Genomic DNA, 24674 nt, shown 5'->3' with positions numbered 1-24674 from the left:
GCCTCAGAAGAACGTGCGGTGAATGCACGGTGACGGGAGCCGGAAGCCGAGAAGGCCCCGGCCGGTGCGGTTGGCACCTGCCGAGGCCTGCTCAGTTCAGTTCAGTTCAGTCGCAGCCGCGCGGGCTCAGACCTCGTGCGAGTTGCGTCGACGCAGGCTGGCGATCAGCAGCGCGCCGCCGGCGATGAGCACGGCGAGCCCTCCGATGAGCCAGGGACCCGCATCCTGAGCACCGGTGGTCGCCAGGTCAGGCGAGCCGGTAGCTCCGGGCTTCACGGGAACGGCTGCGGGGGCCGTCGTCGTCGGGGTGACCGACGCTGTCGTCGTCGGGGTGACTGACGCTGTCGGCGTCACGGTCACGGTCGGCGTCGCCGTCGCCGTCTCCGTCGGCGTCACGGTCGTGGTCGGCGTGGTCGTCTCCGTCGGCGTCGTCGTCTCGGTCGGCGTCGTCGTCTCCGTCGGCGTGACCGTCTCGGTCGGCGTCGTCGTCTCCGTCGGCGTGACCGTCACGGTCGGCGTCGTCGTCTCCGTCGGCGTGACCGTCACGGTCGGCGTCGTCGTCTCCGTCGGCGTCGTCGTCTCCGTCGGCGTCGTCGTCTCCGTGGGCGTCGTCGTCTCCGTCGGCGTCGTCGTCTCCGTCGGCGTCGTCGTCTCGGTCGGCGTCGTCGTCTCCGTCGGCGTCGTCGTCTCCGTCGGCGTGACCGTCACGGTCGGCGTCGTCGTCTCCGTCGGCGTCGTCGTCTCCGTCGGCGTCGTCGTCTCCGTCGGCGTGACAGTGACGCATTCACTGGTCGTGAAGGTGTTCGTGTCGAGGGTGACCGAGCCGTTCCTGGCGAGCGCACGTCCGTCGACGGTCGATCCCTCGTTCACGGTGATCGAGGTGAGGGCGAGGATCGAGCCGACGAAGGTCGTGTCGGTGTCCAGCGTGGCGGAGCTGCCGATCTGCCAGAACACGTTGCACGCCTGTGCGCCGTTGAGGAGCGCGACGGTGCTGTCGGGTGCGGTGGTCAGCGCGGAGCCGATCTGGAAGATGAAGACCGCGTCGGGATCGCCTTCCGCGTCGAGGGAGAGCGTCCCGGTGATGCCCGCGGTGCTCGAAGCCTCGTACACGCCGGCCGTGAGCGTCTGTCCGCCGAGGTCGGCGCTGATGGGCGCGTCGGCGGCCTGACCTTCGAGCGCGTTGTACGCGGTGGTCACATCCGCCTGGGCCTGCAGGGAGTTGGCGTCCGTGGCGTGCACGTCGCCGAGCACGATGCCGGGCGGGAACCCGCTGATCGCCGTCCCGGGGTTCACTCCGAGGTCGCCATCGAGCACGCTTGGGCCGGTGTTCGTCACCGACTGCCCGCCGAGCACCGAGTAACTGGCGGCGGTGCCGAGGTCGGGCGCCGTGCCGATGGCCTGGGCCGACTGGGAGCCGAGCAGGACTGGGAAGAGGCCCGCGACGGCGACCGTCGAACCCGCAAGGAGGAGGAGCTGCTTGCGTCGAAATCTGAGGGGAGGAGTGGTGCGAACGGATGTGCTTCCCATGGGGACCTTCCTGGTGCCGCGGATGCGGGCGCGCGCGAGAATGCGAGCCCGGCTGAGACTAGATGAACTCCGGGAAACTTATTGGGGGTTGCACTCTGCTCGGCAAAAGCGCACTGTTGGTAGCCATTCCAGGTCAGAGGCTGCGAGCGGCGGCGGCGAAGACCGCCGACGCGGTCCTGCCGAGGGCCTCCGTATGCAGCTGCCATTGCTGCCAGAACAGGGGCACCGAGATCGACGCGCCGGGGTCGATCTCGACGAGCGAGGCATCGTCGCCTCCCTGGAGGTCCGGCACCAGGCCCCAGCCGAAGCCGAGGCGAATGGCCCGCACGAAGTCCGCGGAGGACGGCACGAAATGGCAGGGCGGGCCCGCCGGGTCGACGCCGACCCCGCGCAGGTAGCGCTCCTGGAGCCTGTCTGCTCGGTCGAAGACCACAACGGGCGCGTGCGCGAGCACCCCTCCCGAGTTCCGAGCGCCCCCCGTGAACCAGCGTTCCACGAAGTCCGGCGATGCCATCGGCGTGTAGCGCATCTCTCCGAGCAGCGCGGAGGTGCACCCCTGCACGGGGACCGGGTCGGCGGTGATCGCGGCGGTCACGGCGCCCCGGCTGAGGAGGTCCGTGGTGTGCGCCTCGTCGGCTCGGTGCAGGTCGAAGGCGATCTCTCCGGCCAACGGCGCGAGGGCGGGGAGCAGCCAAGTCGCCAGTGAGTCCGCGTTGACGGCGATCGGCAGCCGCTCGAGCGAGGGCGGCGCCTGGGCTGCTCCAGGAGTGGCGCCGGAGGCTCCGCCCACTCGCCCGAGGACGTTCGACGCCTCCCTGCCGAGCGCATCCACCTGCCGTGCGAGGCGGAGGAGGACCTCGCCCGATTCGGTCGGCACGACCGGCTTACTGCGTTGAAGCAGCACGCGCCCGGTCTCGCTCTCCAGGGACTTGATGCGCTGGCTGATCGCCGAGGGCGTGACGCGCAGCTCCCGGGCGGCCGCCTCGAACGTGCCCGTCTCGACGGCGGATCGAAGCGCTGCGAGGCGCTGAGGGTCGAACGCGTTCGGGGAATCAGGCATGAAGCAATGCTAATGATTCACAAGAAACATGAGCTGGACCATCACCACGGGCACGAATACGGTCACACCATGACCCCGGATCTGCTCCCCCTGCTCGCTGGCTTCGGCTTCGGCCTGTCGCTCATCGTCGCGATCGGCGCGCAGAACGCGTTCGTGCTGCGCCAGGGACTGCTCCGCACACATGCCCTCGCCGTGGTCGCCGTGTGCGCCCTCTCCGACGCGATCCTCATCCTGCTCGGCATCGGGGGTGCCGGCATCGTCTTCACGGCGCTCCCCTGGCTGACGACCGTGGTCCGCATCGGGGGCGCCGCGTTCCTCCTCGGCTACGCCGTGCTCGCGGCCCGCCGCGCCCTCAGGCCGAAGGCACTGGATGCGGACGAACCACGCGCCTCGGCCGCCCTGCTCCCGACGCTGCTCACGGCACTCGCGCTCACCTGGCTGAACCCGCACGTCTACCTGGACACGGTGGTCCTGCTCGGGTCCGTCGCGAACACCCACGGCGATGCGCGCTGGCTCTTCGGCGCGGGGGCGGCGCTCGGCAGCATCGTCTGGTTCACGGCTCTCGGCTATGGAGCCAGACTCCTGCAGCCGGTCTTCGCGCGCGCCGCCGCGTGGCGCATCCTCGACGCCATCATCGCCGTGGTGATGGCTGGCATCGCGGCCTCCTTGCTACTCGGGCTCTGAACCAGGCAAACCGCCGCGTCACGTCCCGCAAACTCCCCAGCCGCGAGCGCTATCGTCGGCCCAGTCAAGGAAGATCCCGACCGGAAGGCCAACGATGAGCGACCAGAAGATTTCCCACGACGCCGACGGCGAAGAGAAGCCGAACGGCCTCGGCGAAGACGGGACGATTCCCGATTCCGACGATGGAGTCGCCGTCGGCTACGACCCGGACGCCTCCACCTTCGAGCCCGAAGAGGACTGACACCGGCCACCCAGCCGGTTGATGCTGTGGCCCGCGACGCTCCGGCGACGCGGGCCATCTGCGTCGAGACTCACGGGCTCCACGCATCCGGACCCCCGCGGCTTCCCAGGACGAGCCCACAGGCTCGCGGGATGAGCCACCAGATGCACGATCACGAAGACAGCCTCTCCACGGACGAGCAGCTCGAGAAGGACACCGCCTACTCCCCCGGAAGCGAGACCGAGACGCAGGCGAAGCAGGAGACCGGCACCGCACGGGTCGACGAGGTCGACGGGCGCCTCGACGGCGACATCGACACCGACAAGGTGAACGTGCGGCCTGGCACGGGCGGGCCAGACGACGTCGGCGATATCGACGCGGAAGGCATTGAATTCCCCAGCGCGGAGGAGGCGAGCCGAGCGGCCCCCTCGGACAGCTAGCCCTTCTCGGCCAGCGAGGCCGAGGCGGGGCCGTCCGACCTCAACACCAGCCGGTAGCCCATGCCGGCCTCCGTGAGGAGGTGGCGAGGCTCGGACGGCACCGGCTCGAGCTTCTTGCGCAGCTGCGACATGTACAGCCGGAGATATCCAGTGTCGGTGACATGCTCGGAGCCCCAGATGCTCGTGAGCAGCATCTGCCTCGTCACGAGCCTCCCCGCGTTGCGCACGAGCAGCTCGAGCACCTGCCACTCCGTCGGGGTGAGGCGCACGTGCGCCGCCTCTGCCCCTCCCGTGCGCACGACGCTCTTCGCGGCGAGGTCGACGGACACGTCGCCGAAGGCGACGACAGGTTCCGCCTCGCCCTGCGGCACCCGACGAGACAGGGCACGGATGCGCGCGAGCAGCTCGTCGACGGAGAACGGTTTCGTGACGTAGTCGTCGGCGCCGGCATCGAGCGCATCCACCTTGTCGCCAGCCCCGCTGCGTCCGGACACGACGAGGATCGGCGCGTCCGACCAGCCGCGGATGGCTTGGATCACTTCGATCCCGTCGAGCTCGGGCATCCCGAGGTCGAGGAGGTACAGGTCCGGGCGGCGCTCGGCCGCGATCGAGACGGCCTCCGTTCCGTTGCGGGCGACGAGCACCTCGTACCCCTTGGCGGTGAGGGTGATGCGCAGTGCGCGCAGCAGCTGCGGGTCGTCGTCGGCGATCAGGATCTTCATGCGCGGTCTCCCTGGATCTGCTCGGGCGGGTTCCCGGTGACCGGCAGCGTCACGACCATCGTGAGCCCTCCTCCCGGGGTGTCCTCCGGCACCAGTGTGCCGTGCATTCCCTCCACGAATCCCTTCGAGATGGCGAGGCCCAGCCCGAGGCCCGTCGAGTTGTCGGTGTCGCCGAGGCGCTGGAAGGGCACGAACACGTCGTCGCGGCGTTCGGCGGGGATTCCGGGCCCCCGGTCGATGATCCTGATCTGCACGCTCCCGCCGAACTCGCTCGTCGCGAGCCGCACGCGGCGGTTCGGTGGCGAGTGCCGGACCGCGTTGGCGAGGAGGTTCACGAGCACCCGCTGCAGGAGGGCCGGGTCGGCGGCGACGGATGCGGCGCTCGAGTCGAGCGCGAGCTCCACGTCGTCCGGGCCGAGCTGCAGCTCGTCGAGCGCGGGCACGATCACGTCGGCGGGGTCGGTCGGCATGATCGACACGGCGAGTCCCCCGGACTGCAGTCGACTCACGTCGAGGAGGTCGGTGACGAGAGCGGCGAGCGTTCCGAGGCTCTCGTCCGCGGTCTCGAGGAGCTCGTCGCGGTCGGCTGCCGCGAGTTCCTCACCCGCCGAACGCAGGCCGCTGACGGCCGCCGTCGCCGAGGCGAGGGGCCGCCTCAGGTCGTGGCTGAGGGCGGACAGGAGCGCCCGTCTGACCTTGTCGGAGGCGGCGAGCGGGGCCACCTCGTCTGCCGCGACCCGCAGGTCGCTGTGCTCCAGAGCCGCACCGAGCTGGGCGACGATGACCGTCAGGAGGCGACGCTCAGAGGCATCGAGCTCGCGCCCGTGGAGCTCGAGTCGCGCGCCAGCCCCGTCTGACGTCCCCGCGCTCACCGGGATGACCGCGTGGCGGTTCCCGCGCACCGGCTCTCCGCAGCTCGCGAGCACAAGCGGGTCAGCCCCGCTGGCGTCGCCCCGAGCATCCATGAGTCGTACACCCGCGAGCCCAAACGCCTCCCGTGTCCGCTCGACCAGCGCCTGCAGGGCGCTCTGCCCGCGCAGCACGCTGCCTGCAACCGTCTGCAGCAGCTGCGACTCCGCGGCGGCCCTCCTCGCCTCGCGCGCCCTCCTGGCCGCCCGGTCGACGACGAGGCTCACGAGCGCCGCGATGACCACGTAGAGGACGATCGCGACGAGGTGGCTCGGCTCGGTGATGAGGACGGTGCCGAATGGAGCGACGAAGAAGAAGTCGAGCGTGACCCCCGAGAGCACGGCGGCGAAGAGCGCGGGCCACAGCCCGCCGATGAGGGCGACCGTGACGACGAGGAGCTGGTAGCTGAGCGCGTGCGTCGTGAACGAGTCGACGCTGCCGAGCGACGCCAGGAGCCAGGTCAGCAGTGGTCCAGCGACCAGGGCGAGCGCCAAGCCCGCGATGCGGCGACGCATCGTGAGCGCACCGCCGAGCCGCGGCAGCCGCACCCCGCCGCCGGCTCGCGCGTGGTTCACGATGTGCACGTCGATGCTGCCCGCCTCGCGGGTCACCGCGCTCCCGACGCTCGGCCCCGTGAGCAGCGCAGCCAGACGATTCCGGCGGCTCACGCCGATGACCAGCTGGGTCGCGTTGACCGAGCGCGCGAACTCGATGAGTGCCGCCGGGACATCCTCGCCGACGACCTGGTGGTACGTTCCGCCGAGCTCTTCGACGAGCGCCCGCTGGCGCGCGAGGTGCGCTGGGTCTCCGGCGCGAAGACCGTCCTGGCTCGTGACATGCAGCGCAAGCAGCTCCCCGCTGCCCGACCTCGCGGCGATGCGGGCGCCGCGGCGCAGCAGCGTCTCGCCCTCCGCGCCACCGGTGATCGTCACGACGACTCGCTCGCGCGCCTCCCACGTGGTGTCGATGCCCTGCTCGGCGCGGTAGCTCTGCAGGGACTGGTCGACCTCATCGGCGAGCCACAGCAGCGCCAGTTCCCGCAGCGCCGTGAGGTTGCCGAGGCGGAAGTAGTTGGAGAGCGCGGCGTCGACACGCTCCGCCGGGTAGACGAGGCCAGCCGCGAGCCGATCGCGCAGCGCCTGGGGCGAGAGGTCCACCACCTGCACCTGGTCGGCGCGACGCAGCACCTGGTCGGGGATCGTCTCCCGCTGCGGTGCGCCCGTGATCTGCTCGACCACGTCGCCCAGCGACTCGACGTGCTGGATGTTCACCGTCGAGAGCACGTCGATGCCGGCCTCGAGGAGCTCCTCGACGTCCTCCCAGCGCTTGGCGTTGCGCGAGCCGGGGGCGTTCGTGTGGGCGAGCTCGTCGACGAGGGCGATCTCGGGGCTGCGCTCGAGCACGGCGTCCACGTCCATCTCCGAGAGCGTCACGCCGCGGTGGAGGGACTCCGCACGCTGCAGCACCTCGAGCCCGTCTGCTGCGGCAGCCGTCGCGGCCCGGCCGTGGGTCTCGACCACCGCGACGACGACATCCTGTCCGGCTTCGCGCATCCGCCTGCCCTCGTGCAGCATCGCGAATGTCTTGCCAACGCCAGGGGCGGCGCCGAGCAGCACCCGCAGCCGTCCGCGCTTCGCCATGACTCAGCGCTCCTTCGTATCCATGGTCGTGGCCTGCAGCTCGACCAGGGCCTGGTTGAGTTCGAGCACGTTGACGCTCGCCTCCCCGAGGAAGCCGAGGAAGGGGCTGGTCGTATGCGCTGCGACCAGAGTACGGACGTCCGCCTCCGCGAGCCCGCGAGCCTCGGCGACGCGTGCCACCTGCAGGGCGGCGTACTCGGGGCTGATGTGCGGATCGAGGCCGGATGCGGACGCCGTGACGGCGTCCGCGGGCACCTCCGCGAGCGAGACGCCGTTGAGCTCCGCGACTTCGCGGCGCCGCTCGTCGATGGCTGCGACGAGCTCCGGGTTCTCGGGCCCCAGGTTCGAGCCGGAGGAGGCGCCCGAGTCGTAGCCGTCGCCCGCGGCCGATGGGCGCGACTGGAAGAACTCGGGAAGCGGGTTGCCCTCGGCGTCGGTGAAGGACTGCCCGATGAGGCTGGACCCGATGCTCGTGCCGTCGTCGTGCAGCTGGGAGCCGTTCGCCTGGGCTCCGAACGCGAGCTGCCCGATGCCCGTGATGACCAGGGTGTAGCCGACGCCGAGCACGAGCGTGAAGAGGAGCATCGCCCGCACGGCGACCCAGGTGGTACGCGCCGTGGCGCGAGTTGAGGAGTTCAAGGTGGAGTCCTGTCAGATCAGTCGGGGCGGTGGTCGCGGGGTCAGAAGCCGGGGATGAGGCGCACGACGAGGTCGATGAGCCAGATCCCGACGAACGGTGCGACGATGCCGCCAGCCCCGTACACGAGCAGGTTCCGGCCGAGCGTGCTCGCGGCGTTCGCTGGCCGGTACTTCACGCCCCGGAGCGCGAGCGGCACGAGCGCCACGATCACGATGGCGTTGAAGACGATGGCGGAGAGCACGGCCGAAGCAGGCGAGTGGAGACCCATGATGTTGAGGACCCCGAGACCGGGGTACACGCCCATGAACATGGCCGGGATGATCGCGAAGTACTTGGCGATGTCGTTCGAGATGGAGAACGTGGTGAGCGCGCCGCGCGTGATGAGCAGCTGCTTGCCGATGCGCACCACGTCGATGAGCTTCGTCGGGTCGGAGTCGAGGTCGACCATGTTGCCAGCCTCCTTCGCCGCCGACGTGCCCGTGTTCATCGCGACGCCCACATCGGCCTGCGCGAGCGCCGGCGCATCGTTCGTGCCGTCCCCCGTCATCGCGACGAGGTTGCCGCCGTCCTGCTCGCGGCGGATGTAGGCGAGCTTCTGCTCCGGTGTCGCCTCGGCCAGGAAGTCGTCGACTCCGGCCTCCTTGGCGATGGCGGCCGCCGTGAGCGGGTTGTCGCCCGTCACCATGACGGTGCGGATGCCCATCGACCGCAGCTCCGCGAAGCGCTCGCTGAGGCCCTCCTTGACGATGTCCTTGAGGTGGACGACGCCGAGCACGCGCCCGGCGGCCGCGCCGGTGCCGGGCGCCTCCATCACGGCGACGACGAGCGGGGTGCCTCCGCTCTGCGAGATGCGGTTCGTGGCGTCCTGGAGCTCCTCGAGCCGTGAGGCCTCGAGTGGCGCGCCCTCGTCGGCGAGCCAGGCGGTCACCGCGGACCCGGCACCCTTGCGGATGCGCGCGCCGTCGGGCAGGTCAAGTCCCGACATGCGGGTCTGGGCCGTGAACGCGACGACCTCGCCCTGCGCCGCACCCGGTTGGGCGGCGAAATCGACGCCCTCCTGGCGGGCGAGCTCGACGATGGAGACCCCCTCGGGGGTCGGGTCGGCGAGCGAGGACAGGGCAGCGGCGCGGACCAGTTCCTGCTCGCCCGTGGCGGGCATCCGCACGAACTCGGACGCGCGCCGGTTGCCATAGGTGATGGTGCCGGTCTTGTCGAGCAGCAGCGTCGTCACGTCGCCGGCGGCCTCGACGGCCCGCCCGGACATCGCGAGCACGTTGCGCTGCACGAGCCGGTCCATGCCCGCGATGCCGATCGCCGACAGCAGCGCTCCGATGGTGGTCGGGATCAGGCACACGAGCAGGGCGATGAGGACCGTGATGCTGACGGGCTTCGCCGCGTACGAGGCGATCGGGTTGAGCGTCAGCGCGACGACCACGAACACGATCGAGAGTGACGCGAGGAGGATGGAGAGCGCGATCTCGTTGGGCGTCTTCTGCCGGGAGGCTCCCTCGACGAGGGCGATCATCCGGTCGACGAACGTCTCGCCCGGCTTCGAGGTGATGCGAACCACGATGCGGTCGGAGAGCACGCGGGTGCCCCCGGTCACGGCGCTGCGGTCGCCACCGGACTCGCGGATGACGGGTGCTGACTCGCCCGTGATGGCCGACTCGTCCACCGAGGCGATCCCCCAGATGATGTCGCCGTCGCCCGGGATCAGCTCGCCCGCGGAGACGACGACGACGTCGCCGAGGGTGAGGTCGGCCGAGGAGACCTCGACGGTGCTCCCGCGCTCCGCCCCCGGGTCGCCTGCGGGGTCGTAGCCGCCCACCCGGTGAGCCGCGGTGCTGGTCCTGGTCTGCCGGAGGGTCTCGGCCTGCGCCTTGCCTCGCCCCTCGGCCACCGACTCCGCGAGGTTCGCGAAGAGCACCGTCAGCCACAGCCAGACGGCGATGGCGATGGTGAACGAGGCGGGGATCTGCGTGCCGCCGGAGTCAGCCGGACCGCCCAGGAAGGGCTCGGCGATCGCGAGCGCCGTCGTGAACGCCGCTCCGACCCACACGATGAACATGACCGGGTTGCGCCATTGCGCGCGCGGGTCGAGCTTGCGGAACGCGCCGGGCAGCGACGCCATGATTGGGATGCTCTGCATGGTCAGGAGAGTCCTTCTGCGAGGGGGCCCAGCGCGAGCACTGGGAAGTAGGTGAGGGCCGTGATGAGGACGCTCACGCCAGTGAGCAGCCCGATGAACTGCGGGCGGTGCGTCGGCAGGGTGCCGACGGTGGCCGGCACCTTGTCCTGCGCGGCGAGCGAGCCGGCGAGCGCCAGCACGAACACGATGGGCACGAAGCGGCCGAGCAGCATGACGATGCCGAGGGCCGTGTTGAGCCATGGCGTGTTCGCCGTCAGGCCGGCGAACGCCGATCCGTTGTTGTTGGCGGCGGAGGTGAAGGCGTAGAGCACCTCGGAGAGGCCGTGCACGCCCGGGTTCCAGATGGACGTCGACTGCACGTCCTCGCGGATGCCCGGGATGGCGAAGCTCAGGGCGACTCCCGTGAGCACGAGGACGGGCGTGACCAGGATGTAGAGGCTCGCGAGCTTGATCTCCCGCGGGCCGATCCGCTTGCCGAGGTACTCCGGGGTGCGCCCGATGAGGAGGCCGGCGATGAACACCGCGATGATCGCCAGCACGAGCATGGCGTACAGGCCGGAGCCGACGCCGCCTGGGGCGATCTCGCCGAGCATCATGTTCAGCATCGGGAGGAGGCCGCCGAAGGCCGTGTAGGAGTCGTGCATGGAGTTGACGGCCCCGGTCGACGTGCCAGTGCTCGTGGTGGCGAAGAGCGTCGATCCGATGATGCCGAAGCGCTGCTCCTTGCCCTCCATCGCTCCCCCTGCGGCCCCGGGCGCGGCGCCGATGCCCGCGCTTTCGACGGCGGTGAGCACGGCGAACGACACGGTGAAAAGCGTGGCCATGACGGCGAGCACGGCGATTCCCTGGCGGCGGTCGCCGACCATCCGCCCGAACGTCCGAGGCAGCGAGAACGGGATCGCGAGCATGAGGACGATCTGCAGCAGGTTCGTCACAGCGCTCGGGTTCTCGAACGGATGCGCCGAGTTCGCGTTGAAGAAGCCGCCGCCGTTCGTGCCGACGAGCTTGATCGCCTCCTGGGACGCGACGGGGCCGCCCGGGATGGACTGCGTCGCCCCGGCGAGCGTCGCGACGTCGGTGAACCCGTTGAAGTTCTGGATGACGCCGCCTGCGAGCAACGCGAGCGCGGCGATCGTCGACATGGGCAGCAGGACTCGGACGGTGCCCCGCACGAGGTCGACCCAGAAGTTGCCGAGCGTTCCGCTGCGCGTGGCGGCGAGACCGCGCACGAGGGCGATCGCGACGGCCAGGCCGACCGCGGCGGAGACGAAGTTCTGCACGGTGAGCGCCGACAGCTGGACGGTGTAGCCGAGCGTGAGCTCCGGCGAGTACGACTGCCAGTTCGTGTTCGTGACGAACGAGACTGCCGTGTTGAAGGAGAGGGGCTCGGACGGCGCCGGCAGCCCAAGCGAGTAGGGCAGCCACTGCTGGGTGCGCTGCAGCAGGTAGACGAGGAGCACACCGACCGCGGAGAAGATGAGCACTCCGCGGAGGTACGACTGCCAGGTCTGCGGGGAGGCGGGGTCGACGCCCACGAGCCGGTACGCGGCCCGCTCGAGACGCCAGTCCTTTTCTGAGGTGTAGACCCAGGCGAGGTAGTCGCCGAGGGGGCGGTGGAGTGCCGCGAGGATGAGCGCGAGCGTCAGGAACGCGAGGGATGCCATGAACACAGGAGATCCATCCATCAGAAGCGCTCCGGTTTCAGGAGTGCCACGACGAGATAGACGATGGCGGCGATGCCGAGAGCGACCGCGACGATGTCGAAGACGATCACAGCTTCTCCATCGCCTTGCCGAGCAGGCCGATGGTGGCGAAGAGGGCGAGCACGCCCGCGACGAAGACAACGTCAAGCACTTGGGCTCCGTTCGGAGGTCAGCGGCCGAGCCGAGGCGGCTGGGCTGCACGCCGTGAGGCGCAGTGCTCGATACAACTCCTCTCAGAGCGCCAGGAGGGTCGTCCTAACGGAACCCATACGAGGTGGATGCCCTTCCTTACAGAACGCCGATGCCGCCTCGCAGCTTGCACCGCCATGATGAGGGTCGGCACCCGACGCGGTGCCGAGGAGGCAGGGCTTCGACCGATGAACGTACTGGTGATGGGCGCGACGGGATACATCGGCAGCCGAGTGATACCGGTCCTGCTCGACGCGGGCATGGAGGTCACGGCCGGCGCCCGCAAGCCGGGCGACCTCGACGCGTTCTGGTGGGCCGAGCGGGTGCGCCGGGTCGAGCTCGACGTGCTCGATGAAGCTTCCGTCGCGGCAGCGGTGACGGCCGACGTCGACGTCGACGCCATCCTCTACCTCGTGCACGGCATGGCGAGCGACGACTTCCGCGAGGCGGATCTCGAGGCGGCGCGGCTCGTGCGCGCGGCCGCCGACCGCTCTGGGGTGCGACGCATCGTGTACGTCTCCGGCATCATCCCGCCCGTTGCGGAGGAGGAGCTCTCGGAGCACCTCACTTCGCGCCTCGAGGTCGAGCGCGAGCTCCACGAGGCGGACGCGGTGGTCGTCACCCTGCGAGCCGCCATGGTCCTCGGCGCGAGCTCCACGAGCTTCGAGCTCATGTCGCAGCTCGCCGCGCGGCTGCCCGTGACCGTGGTGCCTGCGTGGATGCAGAGCGACGTCGAGCCCATCGCGGTGGTCGACCTCGCCAGGGCCGTGAGCGGCGCGCTGACCGCCGACGTCTCGACGCGCGCCTACTCCGTCGGCGGCGGCGAGCGACTCCCCTACCCGAGACTCATCGACCGCTACGCCGACACCGTCGAGAAGCGCCGACCGCAGGTCATCCTGCCTGGACTGCCGGAGCCCCTGGTCGCGAGGCTCGCCACCCTGATCACCGACGTGCCGTCCTCGACCGTGACGTCGCTCATGGAGAGCCTGCGCGAGGACATGGTCGCCGACGACGACACGTGGATCGCCGAGCTCCTCCCGGAGGACGCCGAGCGCCCGCTGTCCATCGACGAGGCGCTTCGTCGCTCCGTCGCGCAGCCCGACCCCACCGTGCCCGCGTCGCAGCGAGACCCGATGGGGCGGCTCCCCGGCGACCCGTCCTGGGCCGCGGCTGCCGCTACCGTCTGAGCAGCTTCCAGGTCGACGGCAGGAGCGCGCTGACGGCCGCGATCTTGATGGCGTCGCCGATGAGGAAGGGCACGACCCCGAGCGCGAGGGCGGTGCCGAGGTCGACGCCGAGCGAGACCGCGAGCCACGGCACGCCGGCCGCGTAGACGAGGAGCGTGCCGAGCACCGTGGCGCCCACTGTGGACGCGACGTGGCGGTCGGCGCGGCGACGGGCGAGCGCACCGACGGCGACCGCGGCCAGCACGTAGCCGATGATGTAGCCGAACGACGGGAACAGCACACCGGAGGCCCCGTCGGCGAAGATGGGCGCGCCGAGAGCTCCGAGCGCGAGGTACAGGCCGGCGCTCGCCGCGGCCCGAGCTGGCCCGAGGGATGCGCCGGTCAGCAGCACGGCGAAGGTCGCGAGCGAGACGGGCACGGGCGTGAACGGCAGCGGGATGACGATGAAGCCGGCCGCGATGAGGAACAGCGTGCCGCCGAGCACGAGCGCGACGTTGAGGAGCTGAACTCCGGTGCGTGAACCGGCCCCGGCCACGAGATCGGCGAGAACGCGGGGCACGGCGCCATTGGCGGGACGCCTGGCGGCGTCGATCGATTCGGTGCTCATAGGGAGTTGGACCTTTCTCTCGAATCTCCTGAACGGTGTTCAGTGAACAGTGTTCAGTAGATTAGCGCCATGACACCCCGTGGTCCAGCCGAAGGCGCCTCGCGTGACGCCGCACGCACCCCTGCGAGCAGCCACGAGAAGCTCAGCCGCACCGAGATCGTCACCACAGCGCTCGAGGTGCTGGACGAGCACGGCCTGCCGAACCTCTCGATGCGGCGCATCAGCGACTACCTCGAGGTGCAGCCGAGCGCGCTCTACTGGCACTTCCCCAACAAGCAGTCGCTGCTGGCGGCCGTGAGCGACCGCATCCTGCGCCCCCTCACCGCCGAGACCTGGCTCCTCCCGGGTGCAGGGACCGAGCCCGGAACACAGCAGACCCGCACCCTCGCGCTGCAGCTTCACACCGCGCTCCGCTCCCGCAGGGACGGCGCCGAGCTCGTCTCGAGCTCGTTCGCCCTCGGCCTGCTGACCGTCGACCTGGTGCGGATGACCTCCGGCGCGGCCCGCAGCGACTTCGCCCTCGATGGCTGGGGCGGTCGCACGTGCGCCGAGGCGGTCGTGCACTACACGATCGGGCAGGCCTTCCACGAACAGCAGCAGACTCACGCCGCGGAGGTCGGCGCCCTCCAGGCCCACGCCCAGGACCCACTCGAGCCGCAGGACCCCACCGAGCGCTTCACGGCTGGCCTCGACCTGATCCTCGCCGGAGCCGCGGCGCTCGCGAAGGACGAGACGAGCACCGCCCCCTAGGCGAAGTCGACGTGCTGCAGCACCCACGTGTGCATCGCGACGGCCGCCGCCGCTGACGCGTTGATCGAGCGAGTCGAGCCGAACTGCGAGACCTCCAGCACAGCATCCGACACCTCGACGGCCTCCGCCGACACCCCTGGGCCCTCCTGCCCGAACAGCAGCACGCACCGCTCCGGCAGCTCGTAGGTCTCGATGGGCACGCAGCCGGGCACGTTGTCGATGGCGAGCACGGGCATGCCCTCGCTTCTCGCCCAGGCGATGAACGCCTCGACCGTCTCGTGGTGCACGACGTGCTGGTACCGATCGGTGACCATGGCACCCCGCTTGTTCCAGCGGCGCTTGCCGACGATATGCACCGTGTCGGCCGCGAACGCGTTCGCGCTGCGCACGATCGAGCCGATGTTCATGTCGTGCTGCCAGTTCTCGATCGCGACGTGGAACGCGTGACGCTTCGTGTCGAGGTCGGCGACGATCGCTTCCATCGACCAGTACCGATAGCGGTCGATCACGTTCCTGCGGTCGCCGTGCTCGAGAAGCTCCGCATCGAACCAGGGCCCCTCTGGCCAGTCCTCGCGACCGCCGGGCCAGGGGCCGACCCCGTGCGGGGCGTCGTCTTCGCTGCCGAACTGCTGCTGTTCACTCACCGCCACAGCCTAGGCGCGCCGGGCCGCGAGCGTGGCGTACACTCCACTTAGAGTCGAACTGACCTTAAGTATCCGCCGCCACGGCGACACCACCAGCAGAGCAGAGAGCAGCGGATGACCGCCACCAACGCGACCCTCGCCGTCTCCACGGTGATCTTCGCGCTGCGCCCATCCCCGCCCTCGTCGCACCGGGCGCCAGCGCCCACGATCTGGGTGCCGCTCGTGCGCCGTCAGCGCCAGCCGTTCATCGACCTCCTCGCCCTCCCAGGCGGACCGCTCGGCGACGAAGACCTCGGCGCCGCCGCCTCGCGCACCCTCTTCGAGACGATGCGCCTCGCGCCCAAGTACCTCGAGCAGCTCTACGCCTTCGGCGACGCCGACCGCGTCTTCGGCAACGACCCCCGCGTCGTCTCGGTCGTCTACTGGGCGCTCGTGGGCGGCGAGGAGGCCAGCTCCGCCCGCCTCGGAGACAACGTGCGCTGGCACCCCGTCGACGACCTGCCACCCCTCGCCTTCGACCACCGGCGCATCATCGACTACGCCCTCTGGCGGCTCAGGAACAAGGTCGAGTACAGCTCGATCGCGCACAGCTTCCTCGGCGACTCCTTCACCCTCGCCCAGCTGCGGGAGGTCTACGAGGCAGTGCTCGGCAGGCCGCTCGACGCCGCCAACTTCCGCCGCGACATGCTCGCCTCGAAGTCCCTCACCGAGACCGGAGAGACCCTCGCCGGCACCCGACACCGACCCCCGAAGCTCTACCGGTACCTCCCCCAGAAAGACGCAAGCCATGACCACGACCGCCTCAGTGCACACCACGATCACGCGCATCCAGAACGGCAAGCAGGCGGGCGAGAGCTGCTCGCCGGAGCTCGTGAAGTCCCCGTGGGTGTTCGACCTGCAAGTGCCGTCCTACGGGCCTGGGGCGTCGATGGCCGACCGGCTTCCGCCCGCGGCGCCCAGGCAGGAGCTCCTGCCGGAGGAGTACCGGACCGCGAGTGACGAGGAGATCCACGACCGCATCCTCGCCGCCAAGGCCACGCTCGGCGACCGAGTCGTGACCCTCGGCCACTTCTACCAGCGAGACGAGGTCGTGCAGTACGCCGACTTCATCGGCGACTCCTTCCAGCTCGCGAACGCCGCCAAGGCCAAGCCGGAGGCAGAAGCCATCGTGTTCTGCGGCGTGCACTTCATGGCGGAGACCGCCGACATCGTGTCGGCACCGGAGCAGGCCGTCATCCTCCCGAACCTCGCGGCCGGATGCTCCATGGCAGACATGGCCGACAGCGACTCGGTCGAAGAATGCTGGGAGCAGCTCACCGAGCTCTACGGCACGGAGCCGGACGCCAGCGGCCGCGTGCCCGTCATCCCCGTCACCTACATGAACTCCTCCGCCGAGCTCAAGGCGTTCTGCGGCCGCAACGGCGGCATCGTCTGCACCTCTTCCAACGCCGAGACGGTGCTGACGTGGGCCTTCGAGCGCGGCCAGCGGGTGCTCTTCTTCCCCGACCAGCACCTCGGCCGCAACACCGCGAAGGCCATGGGCGTGCCCACCACGGAGATGCCGCTCTGGAATTCGCGCCGCCCCCTCGGCGGGCAGACCCCGGAGTCGCTCGACGCCGCCAAGGTGATCCTCTGGAACGGCTTCTGCTCCGTCCACAAGCGCTTCACCGTCGCGCAGATCGAGAAGGCCCGCGCCGAGTACCCCGACGTGCGCGTCATCGTGCACCCCGAGTGCCCCATGGCGATCGTCGACGCCGCCGACGAGTACGGCTCCACCGACTACATCACCAAGGCCATCGCGGCCGCCCCAGCCGGGTCGGTGTTCGCGATCGGCACCGAGATCAACCTCGTGCAGCGCCTCGCCGCCGAGTACCCCCAGCACACCATCTTCTGCCTCGACCCCGTGGTGTGCCCCTGCTCGACGATGTACCGCATCCACCCCAGCTACATCGCCTGGGTGCTCGAGGGGCTCGTCGCGGGCGAGGTGCGCAACCAGATCAGCGTGCCCGCCCACATCGCCGAGCCCGCCAGGGTCGCCGTCGAGCGGATGCTCGCGGCAAGGCCGGACACCACGATGGCGTCCTGACATGGCCCGGGAGGCCGGGCCCCTGCGGGTCCTCATCATCGGGAGCGGCATCGCCGGCCTGACCGCCGCCCTCTCCGCCTGCGCAGAAGGCCACGACGTGAGCGTCGTCACGAAAACGACAATTGACGACACCGCCACGTCCCACGCCCAGGGCGGCATCGCGGCGGTGCTCGGCACTCGCACCGGCATCGGCATCGGCATCGGCGACGCCGACGACAGCGTCGAGTCGCACGTCCGCGACACCGTCGCGGCCGGTGCCGGCCTCGGCGACCGGCGCGCCATCGAGGAGCTCTGCCGTTCCGCGGAGGCGCGCATCCTCGAGCTGATCGCGCTCGGCACCCGCTTCGACCGGGAACCCGCCGGCGCGCTCAGCCGGGGCCTGGAGGCCGCGCATTCGCACGCCCGCATCCTGCACGCGTTCGGGGATGCCACGGGGCGCGAGATCCAGCGCGCGCTCAGCGCAGCAGTCCGATCGGCGGCCGCGAAGGGCGAGCTCCGGCTGCTCGAGCACACGTTCCTCGCCGACGTCGCGGTGCGCTGCGAGCGTGCCGTCGGCGCGTGGCTGCTCAGCCCCGAGGCGCCGACGCCCCGGTTCCACTCCGCCGACGCCGTCGTCCTCGCGACGGGCGGCACCGGCCAGCTCTTCGCCCACACGAGCAACCCCGCCGTCGCGACCGGCGACGGCATCGCCGCCGCAGCCAGGGCCGGCGCGCAGCTCGCCGACCTGGAGTTCGTGCAGTTCCACCCGACAGTGCTCGCCGGCTCCGGCGGCGCGCTCATCTCGGAAGCCGTGCGCGGGGAGGGAGCCGTGCTGCTGAACGAAGCGGGCGAGCGGTTCCTCCTCGGCGTGCATCCCGACGCGGAGCTCGCCCCACGCGACGTCGTGGCGCGGGGCATCGCCGACGAGATGGCGAGGCAGGTCGGCCGCCCTGTCCGCCTCGATGCGAGGCACCTCGGGCGGGAGTTCCTCGAGCGCCGGTTCCCCAGCATCACCGCGCACATCGACGAGAGCGGGCTCGACTGGTCGCGCGAGACCGTGCCCGTGACGCCGGCCGCCCACTACCTCATGGGCGGGGTCGTGACCGACCTCTCCGGGCGCACGAGCATCCGCGGATTGTTCGCCGCCGGGGAGACCGCCCGCACCGGCGTGCACGGCGCCAACCGGCTCGCGTCGAACTCGCTCCTCGAGGGTGCCGTGTTCGGGCGTCGCGTCGCGGAGGCGATCCACCACGACGCCGCAGCGCGATCCCTCGCCGCCGCTGACCAACTTCCGGGACCAGATGGGGCCAGGCAAGCGGATGGCTGCGCGGATGCCGGTCTCATCCCGCAAGTTGGTCAGACGGCGGCGGCGGCAACCGCGGGGGTGGCGGGGGCGCAGGCGACGCCAGCCTTCTCGCGCGGGGCGCTGCAGGGGCTCATGTGGGCGCAGGCGGGGCTGCACCGCAGCGGTCCGGCGCTCGAAGACGCCAAGCTCACGCTCGACGCGTGGGTCGAAGCACGGCCAACAGAGGGGGCTTCCTCCTCCGTCTCCGACCGCGAGGACACGAACCTGCTCCTCCTCGCCCGCCTCACGGTGGCCGCAGCTCTTGCCCGCACCGAGTCGGTGGGCGCGCACTTCCGATCCGACGAGCATCCGGCGGCGGGGGCGGCAGTGGCCGCATCCCCGCCCGCGTCGCCGCGCGCGCTCCCCCGCTCGCTCCCCCTCCGACAGAAGGCGATGGCGCACTGATGCTGACTCCTGCCCACATCGCGACCGCCGTGAGCGCGGCGCTCGCCGAAGACGCCCCGTGGGGTGACATCACGGTTCATGCGCTCATTCCCGTCGAGGCGACCGCGAGCGCGACGCTCGTCGCCCGCGAGGCGGGGGTGCTCTCGGGCATCGACGTGTTCGCGGCGGCGTTCCGGCTGACGGATGCCGAGGTCCTCGTCGATCTGCACGCCGAGGATGGCGAGGCGTTCGCGGCCGGGGATGTGCTGGCGACGGTGACGGGCCCCGCCGGGTCGGTGCTGACGGCCGAGCGGGTCGCGTTGAACTTCACGCAGCGGATGAGCGGCATCGCGAGCCTCACTCGGAGCTACGTCGAGGCCGTCGCCCACACCTCGGCTCGCATCACGGACACCCGCAAGACGACGCCAGGGCTCAGGGCCTTCGAGCGGCACGCCGTCGCGAGCGGGGGCGGCCGGAACCACCGCTTCTCGCTGTCCGATGCGGTCATGGCGAAGGACAACCACCTGGCGGTGCTGCTCCAGCAGTCCGGTCTCGGGGTCACGGATGCGCTCCTCGCGGCGCGAGCGAGGCTGGGCCACACGACGCACGTCGAGGTGGAGGTCGATCGGCTCGACCAGATCCCGGCGGTGCTCGACGCGGGCGTGGACACGATCATGCTCGACAACTTCTCGCTTGCCGAGCTGCGCGAGGGTGTCGCCCTCATCGCTGGTCGGGCGGTCGTGGAGGCGAGCGGCGGGGTGAGCCTCGAGACGGTCGCGGCGATCGCGGAGACCGGTGTCGACGTCATCTCCGTCGGCGCACTCACCCACAGCGCGCGGGCCATCGACCTGGGTCTCGATATGTCGCTCGAGGTCGGGCCCGTGTCAGACACCGATGACTGAGGCGGGTGCCTGACGTGCTGCACCTCGACGCCGCGGCGACCTCGCCGGTTCGCGAGGAGGCGCTCGCCGCCGCCTGGCCGTTCCTGACGGCGTCGTTCGGCAACCCGTCAAGCACGCATGGGCTCGGCGAGGAGGCGGCTGCAGCGCTGGCGGACGCTAGGAAGAGCGTCGCGGCCGTGCTCGGCTGCCGCGCCACCGAGGTCGTCTTCACCTCGGGCGGCACCGAGGCGAACAATCTGGCGGTCAAGGGCCTCGCGCTCGGCGACCCGCGCGGACGGCACGTCGTGACGAGCCGCCTCGAGCACGAATCGGTGCTCGCCTCCGTCGACGCACTGGTACGGCTCCACGGCTTCGAGGTGTCGTTCGTCGACGTGGATGCCCGGGGCACGGTCAGCGCGGAGTCGCTCGCCGATGCCCTCCGCGACGATACGACGCTCGTCTCGGTCTCGACGGCGAACAACGAGGTCGGCACGGTGCAGGACATCACCGCTCTCACTGTCGTGGCCCACGCGCGCGGTGTGCCGTTCCACACGGACGCCATCCAGGCGGCGGGCTCCCTCGACATCTCGATGTCGTCGAGCGGCGTGGATGCGATCAGCGTGTCCGGCCACAAGCTCGGGGCCCCGAAGGGGGTCGGGGTCCTCGCGGTGCGGTCGAGGCTGCCGCTCGAGCCGCTCATCCACGGTGGCGGCCAGGAGCGTGGGCGGCGCTCGGGCACGGAGAACGTGGCCTTCGCGGTGGCGTTCGCGGTCGCGCTGCGACTCGCCGACGAGGAGCGGCGCGCGGGTCAGCTCGACGCCGTCAGCGCCAGGGACGCCTTCATCACCGCGGTGCTGGGGTCGATCCCGGGCGCGCGGCTCACGGGCCACGCATCCGCTCGCCTCCCCCGGCACGCGTCGCTCGTCATCCCCGGCATCAACGGCGAGACGGTGCTGCTCGAGCTCGAGCAGCACGGCGTGCTCGCCTCGGCTGGCGCGGCCTGCGCCGCTGGCCACGACGAGCCGTCGCACGTGCTGCTCGCCCTCGGCATCGCGGAGGACGACGCGCGGACGGCCCTGCGGTTCACGTGGGGAGCGTCCACGACCGCGGAGGAGCTCGGTGGGGTGGCGGACGCCCTCCTCGAGGCGGTCGCGCGCGTCTCGAGGGGCTAGCGCCTGCGCTTCGGGGCGCCCGAGAGGAGCCTCGAGCCGTCCTTCGTGAGCTTCCGGTACTCGACCCCCTCTGGGCCGAGACGCCTCCGCATGGTGCGCAGCGCATCCACCGACGCGTCGACCGTCACGACCCTGCGCCCGCACTCGCGCGCCACCGCCGCCGTCGTGCCGGAGCCGCCGAAGAAGTCCGCCACCCAGTCGCCCTCACGGCTGGATGCGCGGATCATGCGCCGCAGCAGCCCCGCCGGCTTCTGCGTCGCGTAGCCGGTGCGCTCCTTCCCGGTCGGGGAGACGATCGTGTGCCACCAGACGTCCGTCGGCAGCTTGCCCCGCTCCCGCTTCGCCTCGGTGACCAGGCCGGGTGCCATGTACGGCTCACGGTCGACCTCGGCGGCATCGAAGTGGTACTTCTTCGGGTCCTTCACGTAGACGAGGATCGTGTCGTGCTTCGCCGGCCACCGCTTCGACGTGCGCGCCCCGTAGTCGTACGCCCAGATGATCTCGTTGAGGAACTTGTCGCGCCCCACGAGCGCGTCGAGGACCACCTTCGCGTAGTGCGATTCCCGGTAGTCGAGGTGCAGGTACAGGGTGCCCGTCTCGTCGAGCAGCCGCCAGGCCTCCACGAGGCGGGGCTCGAGGAAGCCCCAGTAGTCGGCGAACTCGTCGTTGAACGCCGAGAGCTCCCCGAGGGTGTGCTCGTAGCTGCGACCTTGGAACCCCGTGCGGGTGAGCGGCGTGGATGCTGGGGCCGCGGCCTCCGATTCGGCGGGCGCGGCGTCGTGCGCGAGCGCCTCCCCGAGCTCGGCGGCTTCGACGGACTCCTCCACTGGCGACTGCCGTTTCACCTTCACCGACTGCCGCTTCTGCTGCTTGCCGGTGTTGAAGGGCGGATCGAGGTAGATCACCTGGAAGGCACCGTCTGGGAGGCGACTCATGGCGTCGAGGTTGTCGCCGTGCACGACGAGGTCGGGTCCTGCGGCGTTCCACAACGAGGTCACCCGTCGAGATTAACGCGCCGAGCGAGCCGGAACGTGCACACTCGGCCGTATCCGGGCGCAGGCTAGGGTTCTGCCATGACGGTGAACTTCGACGACGGTCGCACCATGAAGCAGCGGATGCTCGCCGGCGAGCTGTACCACGCGGACGACCCGGAGCTGCTGGCGGGGGCGGAGCGCGCGGTTCGGCTGCAGGCCGAGTACAACGCGGCGTTCCCCGTCGACACGGAGCGCGCATCCGGGATCCTCGCCGAGCTCCTCGGCAGTCTGGGCGCGAACGTCACCGTGAAGGCGCCCCTGTACGTCGACTACGGCTCCAACATCACGATCGGCGACGGCACCTTCGTCAACGTAGGTCTCGTGGCGCTCGACGTCACTCCCATCACGATCGGTGCGAGCTGCCAGATCGGGCCGAACGTGCAGCTGCTGACGCCGACGCATCCGCTCGACCCCGAGCCCCGTCGCGCCGGCTACGAGGCGGGCGCGCCCATCACGCTCGGCGACAACGTGTGGCTTGGCGGCGGCGTCATCGTCTGCCCCGGCGTCACGATCGGCGAGAACACGGTCGTGGGCGCTGGTGCCGTCGTCACGAAGGACCTGCCCGCGAATGTCGTCGCCGTGGGCAACCCGGCACGCGTCATCCGATCCCTCGACTGACCGGACCTCACGGAGACGGAGCATCCATCATGGCTTCACGCAGCTACGCACGCGGCACCACGGAGTTCGACCGTGGGCTGACGTTCTTCGACGCGGTCTACGCGGTCGCCATCACCCTGCTTGTCGTCGACATCGTGCCGCCAACGGCAGACCATTGGGCGAGCTGGGATGCGCTCGCCGGCTCCGGCGTGCTCGACCAGCTCCTCGCCTTCGCGATCAGCTTCTTCGTCATCGCGAACTTCTGGAAGGTCAACCACCGCCTCATGGGCGAGGTGTCGGCGCTCGACGGCCCGCTGCTCAACACCAACATCGTGGCGATGTTCTTCATCGTGCTGCTGCCGTTCAGCACCGCGTCGATGAGCGAGGCGACCCTCGACGCGCAGCCCCTGCCGGTCGTGCTCTACGCCGTCAACATCATCTGCGCGTCGCTCGCGCAGCACGTCATCTGGGTCGTGGCCGTGCACCGCGGGCTCACGGAGCCGTCGCGGGCGGCGCGCCGCCGGTCGGCGTTCACGTTCGTCGTGCCGGCCGTGTTCGCCCTGTCGATCCAGGTCGCGTTGCTCCTCGGCCCGGACCCTGCGCGCTACACCTGGCTGCTGCTGCTCCTCACGGGCCCCGTCTCGTCGGCCATCCAGAAGCGGATGGCCGCGCGCGACGGCGAGGAGCCGGAGGACGCCTAGCCGTTGCTCGCCGTGAGGTTGTAGACGTCAAGGCGTGTTCAGTAGCGCGATGAGGGCGTTGATCGCTGGTTCGAATTGAGGGCGCGAGGGTGTAGCGAATCCGGTGACGAGCGCTCGGGGTTGCGGATGGCTTCGGGTGTAGCGGGAAAGCGTGTGCACTGCGACAGCGTCTGAGGAGAGGCCGTCATGGTCGCTCGCCAAGGTCACCTGATCCTCACTCACCGGGATCAGGGCGTGGAGTCCGGCCGGGATACCGGGGACGTCGTACCCCGCACTGTGGAGCGCGCGTTGAAGATAGGCGCGGCGTCGAGCGTATTCGCGGCGCTGGCGGCGGATGTGGCGTTCGTAGTCCTCGCTGCGGATCAGGTACGCGAGAGCGAGCTGGTTGAGTACCGGGGCGCCGCCAGTGAGGGCCTCGGAGACCTCAGTGACGGGCTGTACGAGATCGTGCGGAAGGACGAGCCAGCCGAGCCGAAGCCCGGGATCGAGGGTCTTGCTGGCGCTACCCGCGTAGACGACGTGTTCGGGCACGGATCGTTGCAGTGCCGCGATCGGGCGACGATCGAAGCGGAATTCGCCGTCGTAGTCGTCCTCGATGATGTAGCTGTCGTTTGTTGTGGCCCAATCAGCGACGAGTTGACGTCGGGTGGGGGCGAGCGCGCCGCCGAGCGGGAACTGATGCGCCGGGGTCAGCAGGACTGCGTTGGTCTCATTGCGTAGCTGACTGACATCCGCACCGTCGTTGTCTACGGGAAGATCGTTCACGGTGAGCCCGGCCGTGCGCCAGGGCCGGTCGATCCCGGGCAGCGATGGGTCTTCGATCTCGATCGTTGTCGCGCCCTGAGATGCGAGTGCGGCGGCAAGAAGCGTGCAGGCGGTGCGGAAACCAGCACAGATCACGATCGCCTCGGCAGTGGTCTCTACCCCGCGGGCTCGACTGAGATAGGCCGCGAGCTCGCTGCGCAACTCCAAGACGCCCGCTCCATCCGTTTCGAAGGCCCCCGCGGATGACGCGGCGCGCCGGGTGGCAGCGAGCCATCGTGCGGTCGGGAAGGAGCCACGCTCAGGCTGCCCTGGTCGCAGATCAAACCCAGACCGCATCCCGGGGGCAGTCTTCTCCGTGCGGTGTGCCGGGGAGGTGTTGCGAGCGACGAAAATCCCGGCCCGCGGCCGGGCTTCCAGGACGCCTTCGGCGACGAGGTCGTCGATCGCGGCCACGACGGTGTTGCGGGCGATGCCGAACTCCACAGCGAGTTCGCGCGTCGCAGGCAACCTGGCCCCTTGAGCGAGGGCACCTCGTGCGATCGCATTGCGGATGGTGTGCTCGACCGCACGCGCTTTCGGCAATGACCTGTCCAGACGGAAGAGATCATCCATTGGACCAAGATACTGCTCGTCATCTGGAACTTTCAGATGGTCCAGGG

23 protein-coding genes and 1 pseudogene are annotated in these 24674 nt (G+C 70.4%); 12 read left to right on the top strand and 12 right to left on the bottom strand.

The features are described from left to right. Nucleotides 1–126: 126 nt before the first annotated feature. Nucleotides 127–1527, bottom strand: coding sequence for an ice-binding family protein (locus tag C5E06_RS01310; protein ID WP_104305750.1), 1401 nt, complete (start codon nt 1525–1527; stop codon nt 127–129). Nucleotides 1528–1660: 133 nt separating this feature from the next. Beyond that, the gene (locus tag C5E06_RS01305; RefSeq protein WP_104305749.1) at nt 1661–2587 is read right to left on the bottom strand and encodes a LysR family transcriptional regulator ArgP; all 927 of its coding nucleotides are present in this window, start codon (nt 2585–2587) and stop codon (nt 1661–1663) included. Nucleotides 2588–2656: 69 nt separating this feature from the next. On the opposite strand from C5E06_RS01305, the gene C5E06_RS01300 reads away from it, so the two are divergent. From C5E06_RS01300 to C5E06_RS01295, 3 genes are all read left to right on the top strand, one after another. Next, entirely contained in the window at nt 2657–3271 is a 615-nt protein-coding gene (locus C5E06_RS01300; RefSeq protein ID WP_104305748.1) for a LysE/ArgO family amino acid transporter, read from the top strand. A 94-nt stretch (nt 3272–3365) separates the two neighbouring features. Continuing rightward, nucleotides 3366–3512 (top strand): hypothetical protein, encoded by a 147-nt coding sequence (locus C5E06_RS19110; protein WP_181057671.1) that lies wholly within the window; start codon nt 3366–3368, stop codon nt 3510–3512. Nucleotides 3513–3643: 131 nt separating this feature from the next. After that, the gene (locus C5E06_RS01295) at nt 3644–3931 is read left to right on the top strand and encodes a hypothetical protein (protein WP_104240052.1); all 288 of its coding nucleotides are present in this window, start codon (nt 3644–3646) and stop codon (nt 3929–3931) included. On the opposite strand, the gene C5E06_RS01290 is transcribed toward C5E06_RS01295, so the two are convergent. Genes C5E06_RS01290 through kdpF form a run of 6 tightly spaced genes read right to left on the bottom strand, consistent with a single transcriptional unit; the run spans nt 3928 to nt 11765 of the window. After that, nucleotides 3928–4653: a response regulator gene (locus tag C5E06_RS01290; RefSeq protein ID WP_104305747.1), complete on the bottom strand. Its 726-nt coding sequence runs from the start codon at nt 4651–4653 to the stop codon at nt 3928–3930. The genes C5E06_RS01295 and C5E06_RS01290 overlap by 4 nt on opposite strands. Then, complete coding sequence (locus tag C5E06_RS01285) at nt 4650–7202, bottom strand: ATP-binding protein (protein ID WP_104305746.1); 2553 nt, start codon at nt 7200–7202, stop codon at nt 4650–4652. The genes C5E06_RS01290 and C5E06_RS01285 overlap by 4 nt, the downstream gene beginning before the upstream one ends. Nucleotides 7203–7205: 3 nt before the next feature. Continuing rightward, the gene (kdpC, locus tag C5E06_RS01280; protein WP_104305745.1) at nt 7206–7841 is read right to left on the bottom strand and encodes a potassium-transporting ATPase subunit KdpC; all 636 of its coding nucleotides are present in this window, start codon (nt 7839–7841) and stop codon (nt 7206–7208) included. A 41-nt stretch (nt 7842–7882) separates the two neighbouring features. Beyond that, on the bottom strand, nt 7883–9991 hold the full coding sequence (kdpB, locus tag C5E06_RS01275) for a potassium-transporting ATPase subunit KdpB (RefSeq protein WP_104305744.1): 2109 nt from the start codon (nt 9989–9991) through the stop codon (nt 7883–7885). Between the two features lie 2 nt (nt 9992–9993). Continuing rightward, the gene (kdpA, locus tag C5E06_RS01270; RefSeq protein ID WP_181062848.1) at nt 9994–11655 is read right to left on the bottom strand and encodes a potassium-transporting ATPase subunit KdpA; all 1662 of its coding nucleotides are present in this window, start codon (nt 11653–11655) and stop codon (nt 9994–9996) included. Between the two features lie 20 nt (nt 11656–11675). Continuing rightward, entirely contained in the window at nt 11676–11765 is a 90-nt protein-coding gene (gene kdpF / locus C5E06_RS01265; protein ID WP_104240046.1) for a K(+)-transporting ATPase subunit F, read from the bottom strand. Nucleotides 11766–12071: 306 nt separating this feature from the next. On the opposite strand from kdpF, the gene C5E06_RS01260 reads away from it, so the two are divergent. Continuing rightward, nucleotides 12072–13070: an NAD(P)H-binding protein gene (locus tag C5E06_RS01260; protein WP_104305742.1), complete on the top strand. Its 999-nt coding sequence runs from the start codon at nt 12072–12074 to the stop codon at nt 13068–13070. Here the strand turns inward: C5E06_RS01260 and C5E06_RS01255 are convergent. Then, nucleotides 13060–13677 carry a biotin transporter BioY gene (locus C5E06_RS01255; RefSeq protein ID WP_104240044.1) on the bottom strand — a complete coding sequence of 206 codons (618 nt, stop codon included), beginning with the start codon at nt 13675–13677 and terminating at the stop codon, nt 13060–13062. The genes C5E06_RS01260 and C5E06_RS01255 overlap by 11 nt on opposite strands. Nucleotides 13678–13746: 69 nt before the next feature. On the opposite strand from C5E06_RS01255, the gene C5E06_RS01250 reads away from it, so the two are divergent. Continuing rightward, complete coding sequence (locus C5E06_RS01250) at nt 13747–14427, top strand: TetR/AcrR family transcriptional regulator (RefSeq protein WP_104305741.1); 681 nt, start codon at nt 13747–13749, stop codon at nt 14425–14427. Here the strand turns inward: C5E06_RS01250 and C5E06_RS01245 are convergent. Further along, complete coding sequence (locus tag C5E06_RS01245) at nt 14424–15071, bottom strand: TrmH family RNA methyltransferase (protein WP_104305836.1); 648 nt, start codon at nt 15069–15071, stop codon at nt 14424–14426. The two genes, C5E06_RS01250 and C5E06_RS01245, sit on opposite strands and share 4 nt — an antisense overlap. Before the next feature lie 114 nt (nt 15072–15185). Here C5E06_RS01245 and C5E06_RS01240 point away from each other — a divergent pair. The 5 genes and pseudogenes from C5E06_RS01240 to C5E06_RS01220 all read left to right on the top strand — a co-directional run. Beyond that, nucleotides 15186–15836: pseudogene (locus tag C5E06_RS01240) on the top strand (NUDIX domain-containing protein); the annotation flags it as partial. Between the two features lie 22 nt (nt 15837–15858). Beyond that, nucleotides 15859–17157, top strand: coding sequence for a quinolinate synthase NadA (nadA, locus tag C5E06_RS01235; protein ID WP_104305740.1), 1299 nt, complete (start codon nt 15859–15861; stop codon nt 17155–17157). A 1-nt stretch (nt 17158) separates the two neighbouring features. Beyond that, entirely contained in the window at nt 17159–18886 is a 1728-nt protein-coding gene (locus tag C5E06_RS01230) for an L-aspartate oxidase (RefSeq protein ID WP_104305739.1), read from the top strand. Then, nucleotides 18886–19767, top strand: coding sequence for a carboxylating nicotinate-nucleotide diphosphorylase (nadC, locus tag C5E06_RS01225; protein WP_104305738.1), 882 nt, complete (start codon nt 18886–18888; stop codon nt 19765–19767). Before C5E06_RS01230 ends, nadC begins: the two co-directional genes overlap by 1 nt. A gap of 14 nt (nt 19768–19781) precedes the next feature. After that, nucleotides 19782–20918, top strand: coding sequence for a cysteine desulfurase family protein (locus tag C5E06_RS01220; protein WP_104305835.1), 1137 nt, complete (start codon nt 19782–19784; stop codon nt 20916–20918). Here C5E06_RS01220 and C5E06_RS01215 read toward each other — a convergent pair. After that, nucleotides 20915–21853, bottom strand: a complete 939-nt coding sequence (locus C5E06_RS01215) for a site-specific DNA-methyltransferase (protein ID WP_104240230.1) — start codon at nt 21851–21853, stop codon at nt 20915–20917. The genes C5E06_RS01220 and C5E06_RS01215 overlap by 4 nt on opposite strands. A gap of 138 nt (nt 21854–21991) precedes the next feature. On the opposite strand from C5E06_RS01215, the gene C5E06_RS01210 reads away from it, so the two are divergent. Beyond that, a complete protein-coding gene (locus C5E06_RS01210; protein ID WP_104305737.1) occupies nt 21992–22570 on the top strand; it encodes a sugar O-acetyltransferase in 579 nt (192 codons plus the stop codon). A gap of 29 nt (nt 22571–22599) precedes the next feature. Next, entirely contained in the window at nt 22600–23250 is a 651-nt protein-coding gene (locus C5E06_RS01205; protein WP_104305736.1) for a TMEM175 family protein, read from the top strand. A gap of 27 nt (nt 23251–23277) precedes the next feature. Here the strand turns inward: C5E06_RS01205 and C5E06_RS01200 are convergent, their stop codons facing one another. Next, nucleotides 23278–24627 (bottom strand): PLP-dependent aminotransferase family protein, encoded by a 1350-nt coding sequence (locus tag C5E06_RS01200; RefSeq protein WP_104305735.1) that lies wholly within the window; start codon nt 24625–24627, stop codon nt 23278–23280. Nucleotides 24628–24674: the final 47 nt, after the last annotated feature.

This window comes from Pseudoclavibacter sp. RFBI5 (assembly GCF_002931395.1).
Taxonomy (GTDB): Bacteria; Actinomycetota; Actinomycetes; order Actinomycetales; family Microbacteriaceae; genus Pseudoclavibacter.
The sequence above is the reverse complement of the archived record's forward strand: the minus strand, read 5'-3'. Positions and strand labels throughout refer to the sequence as shown.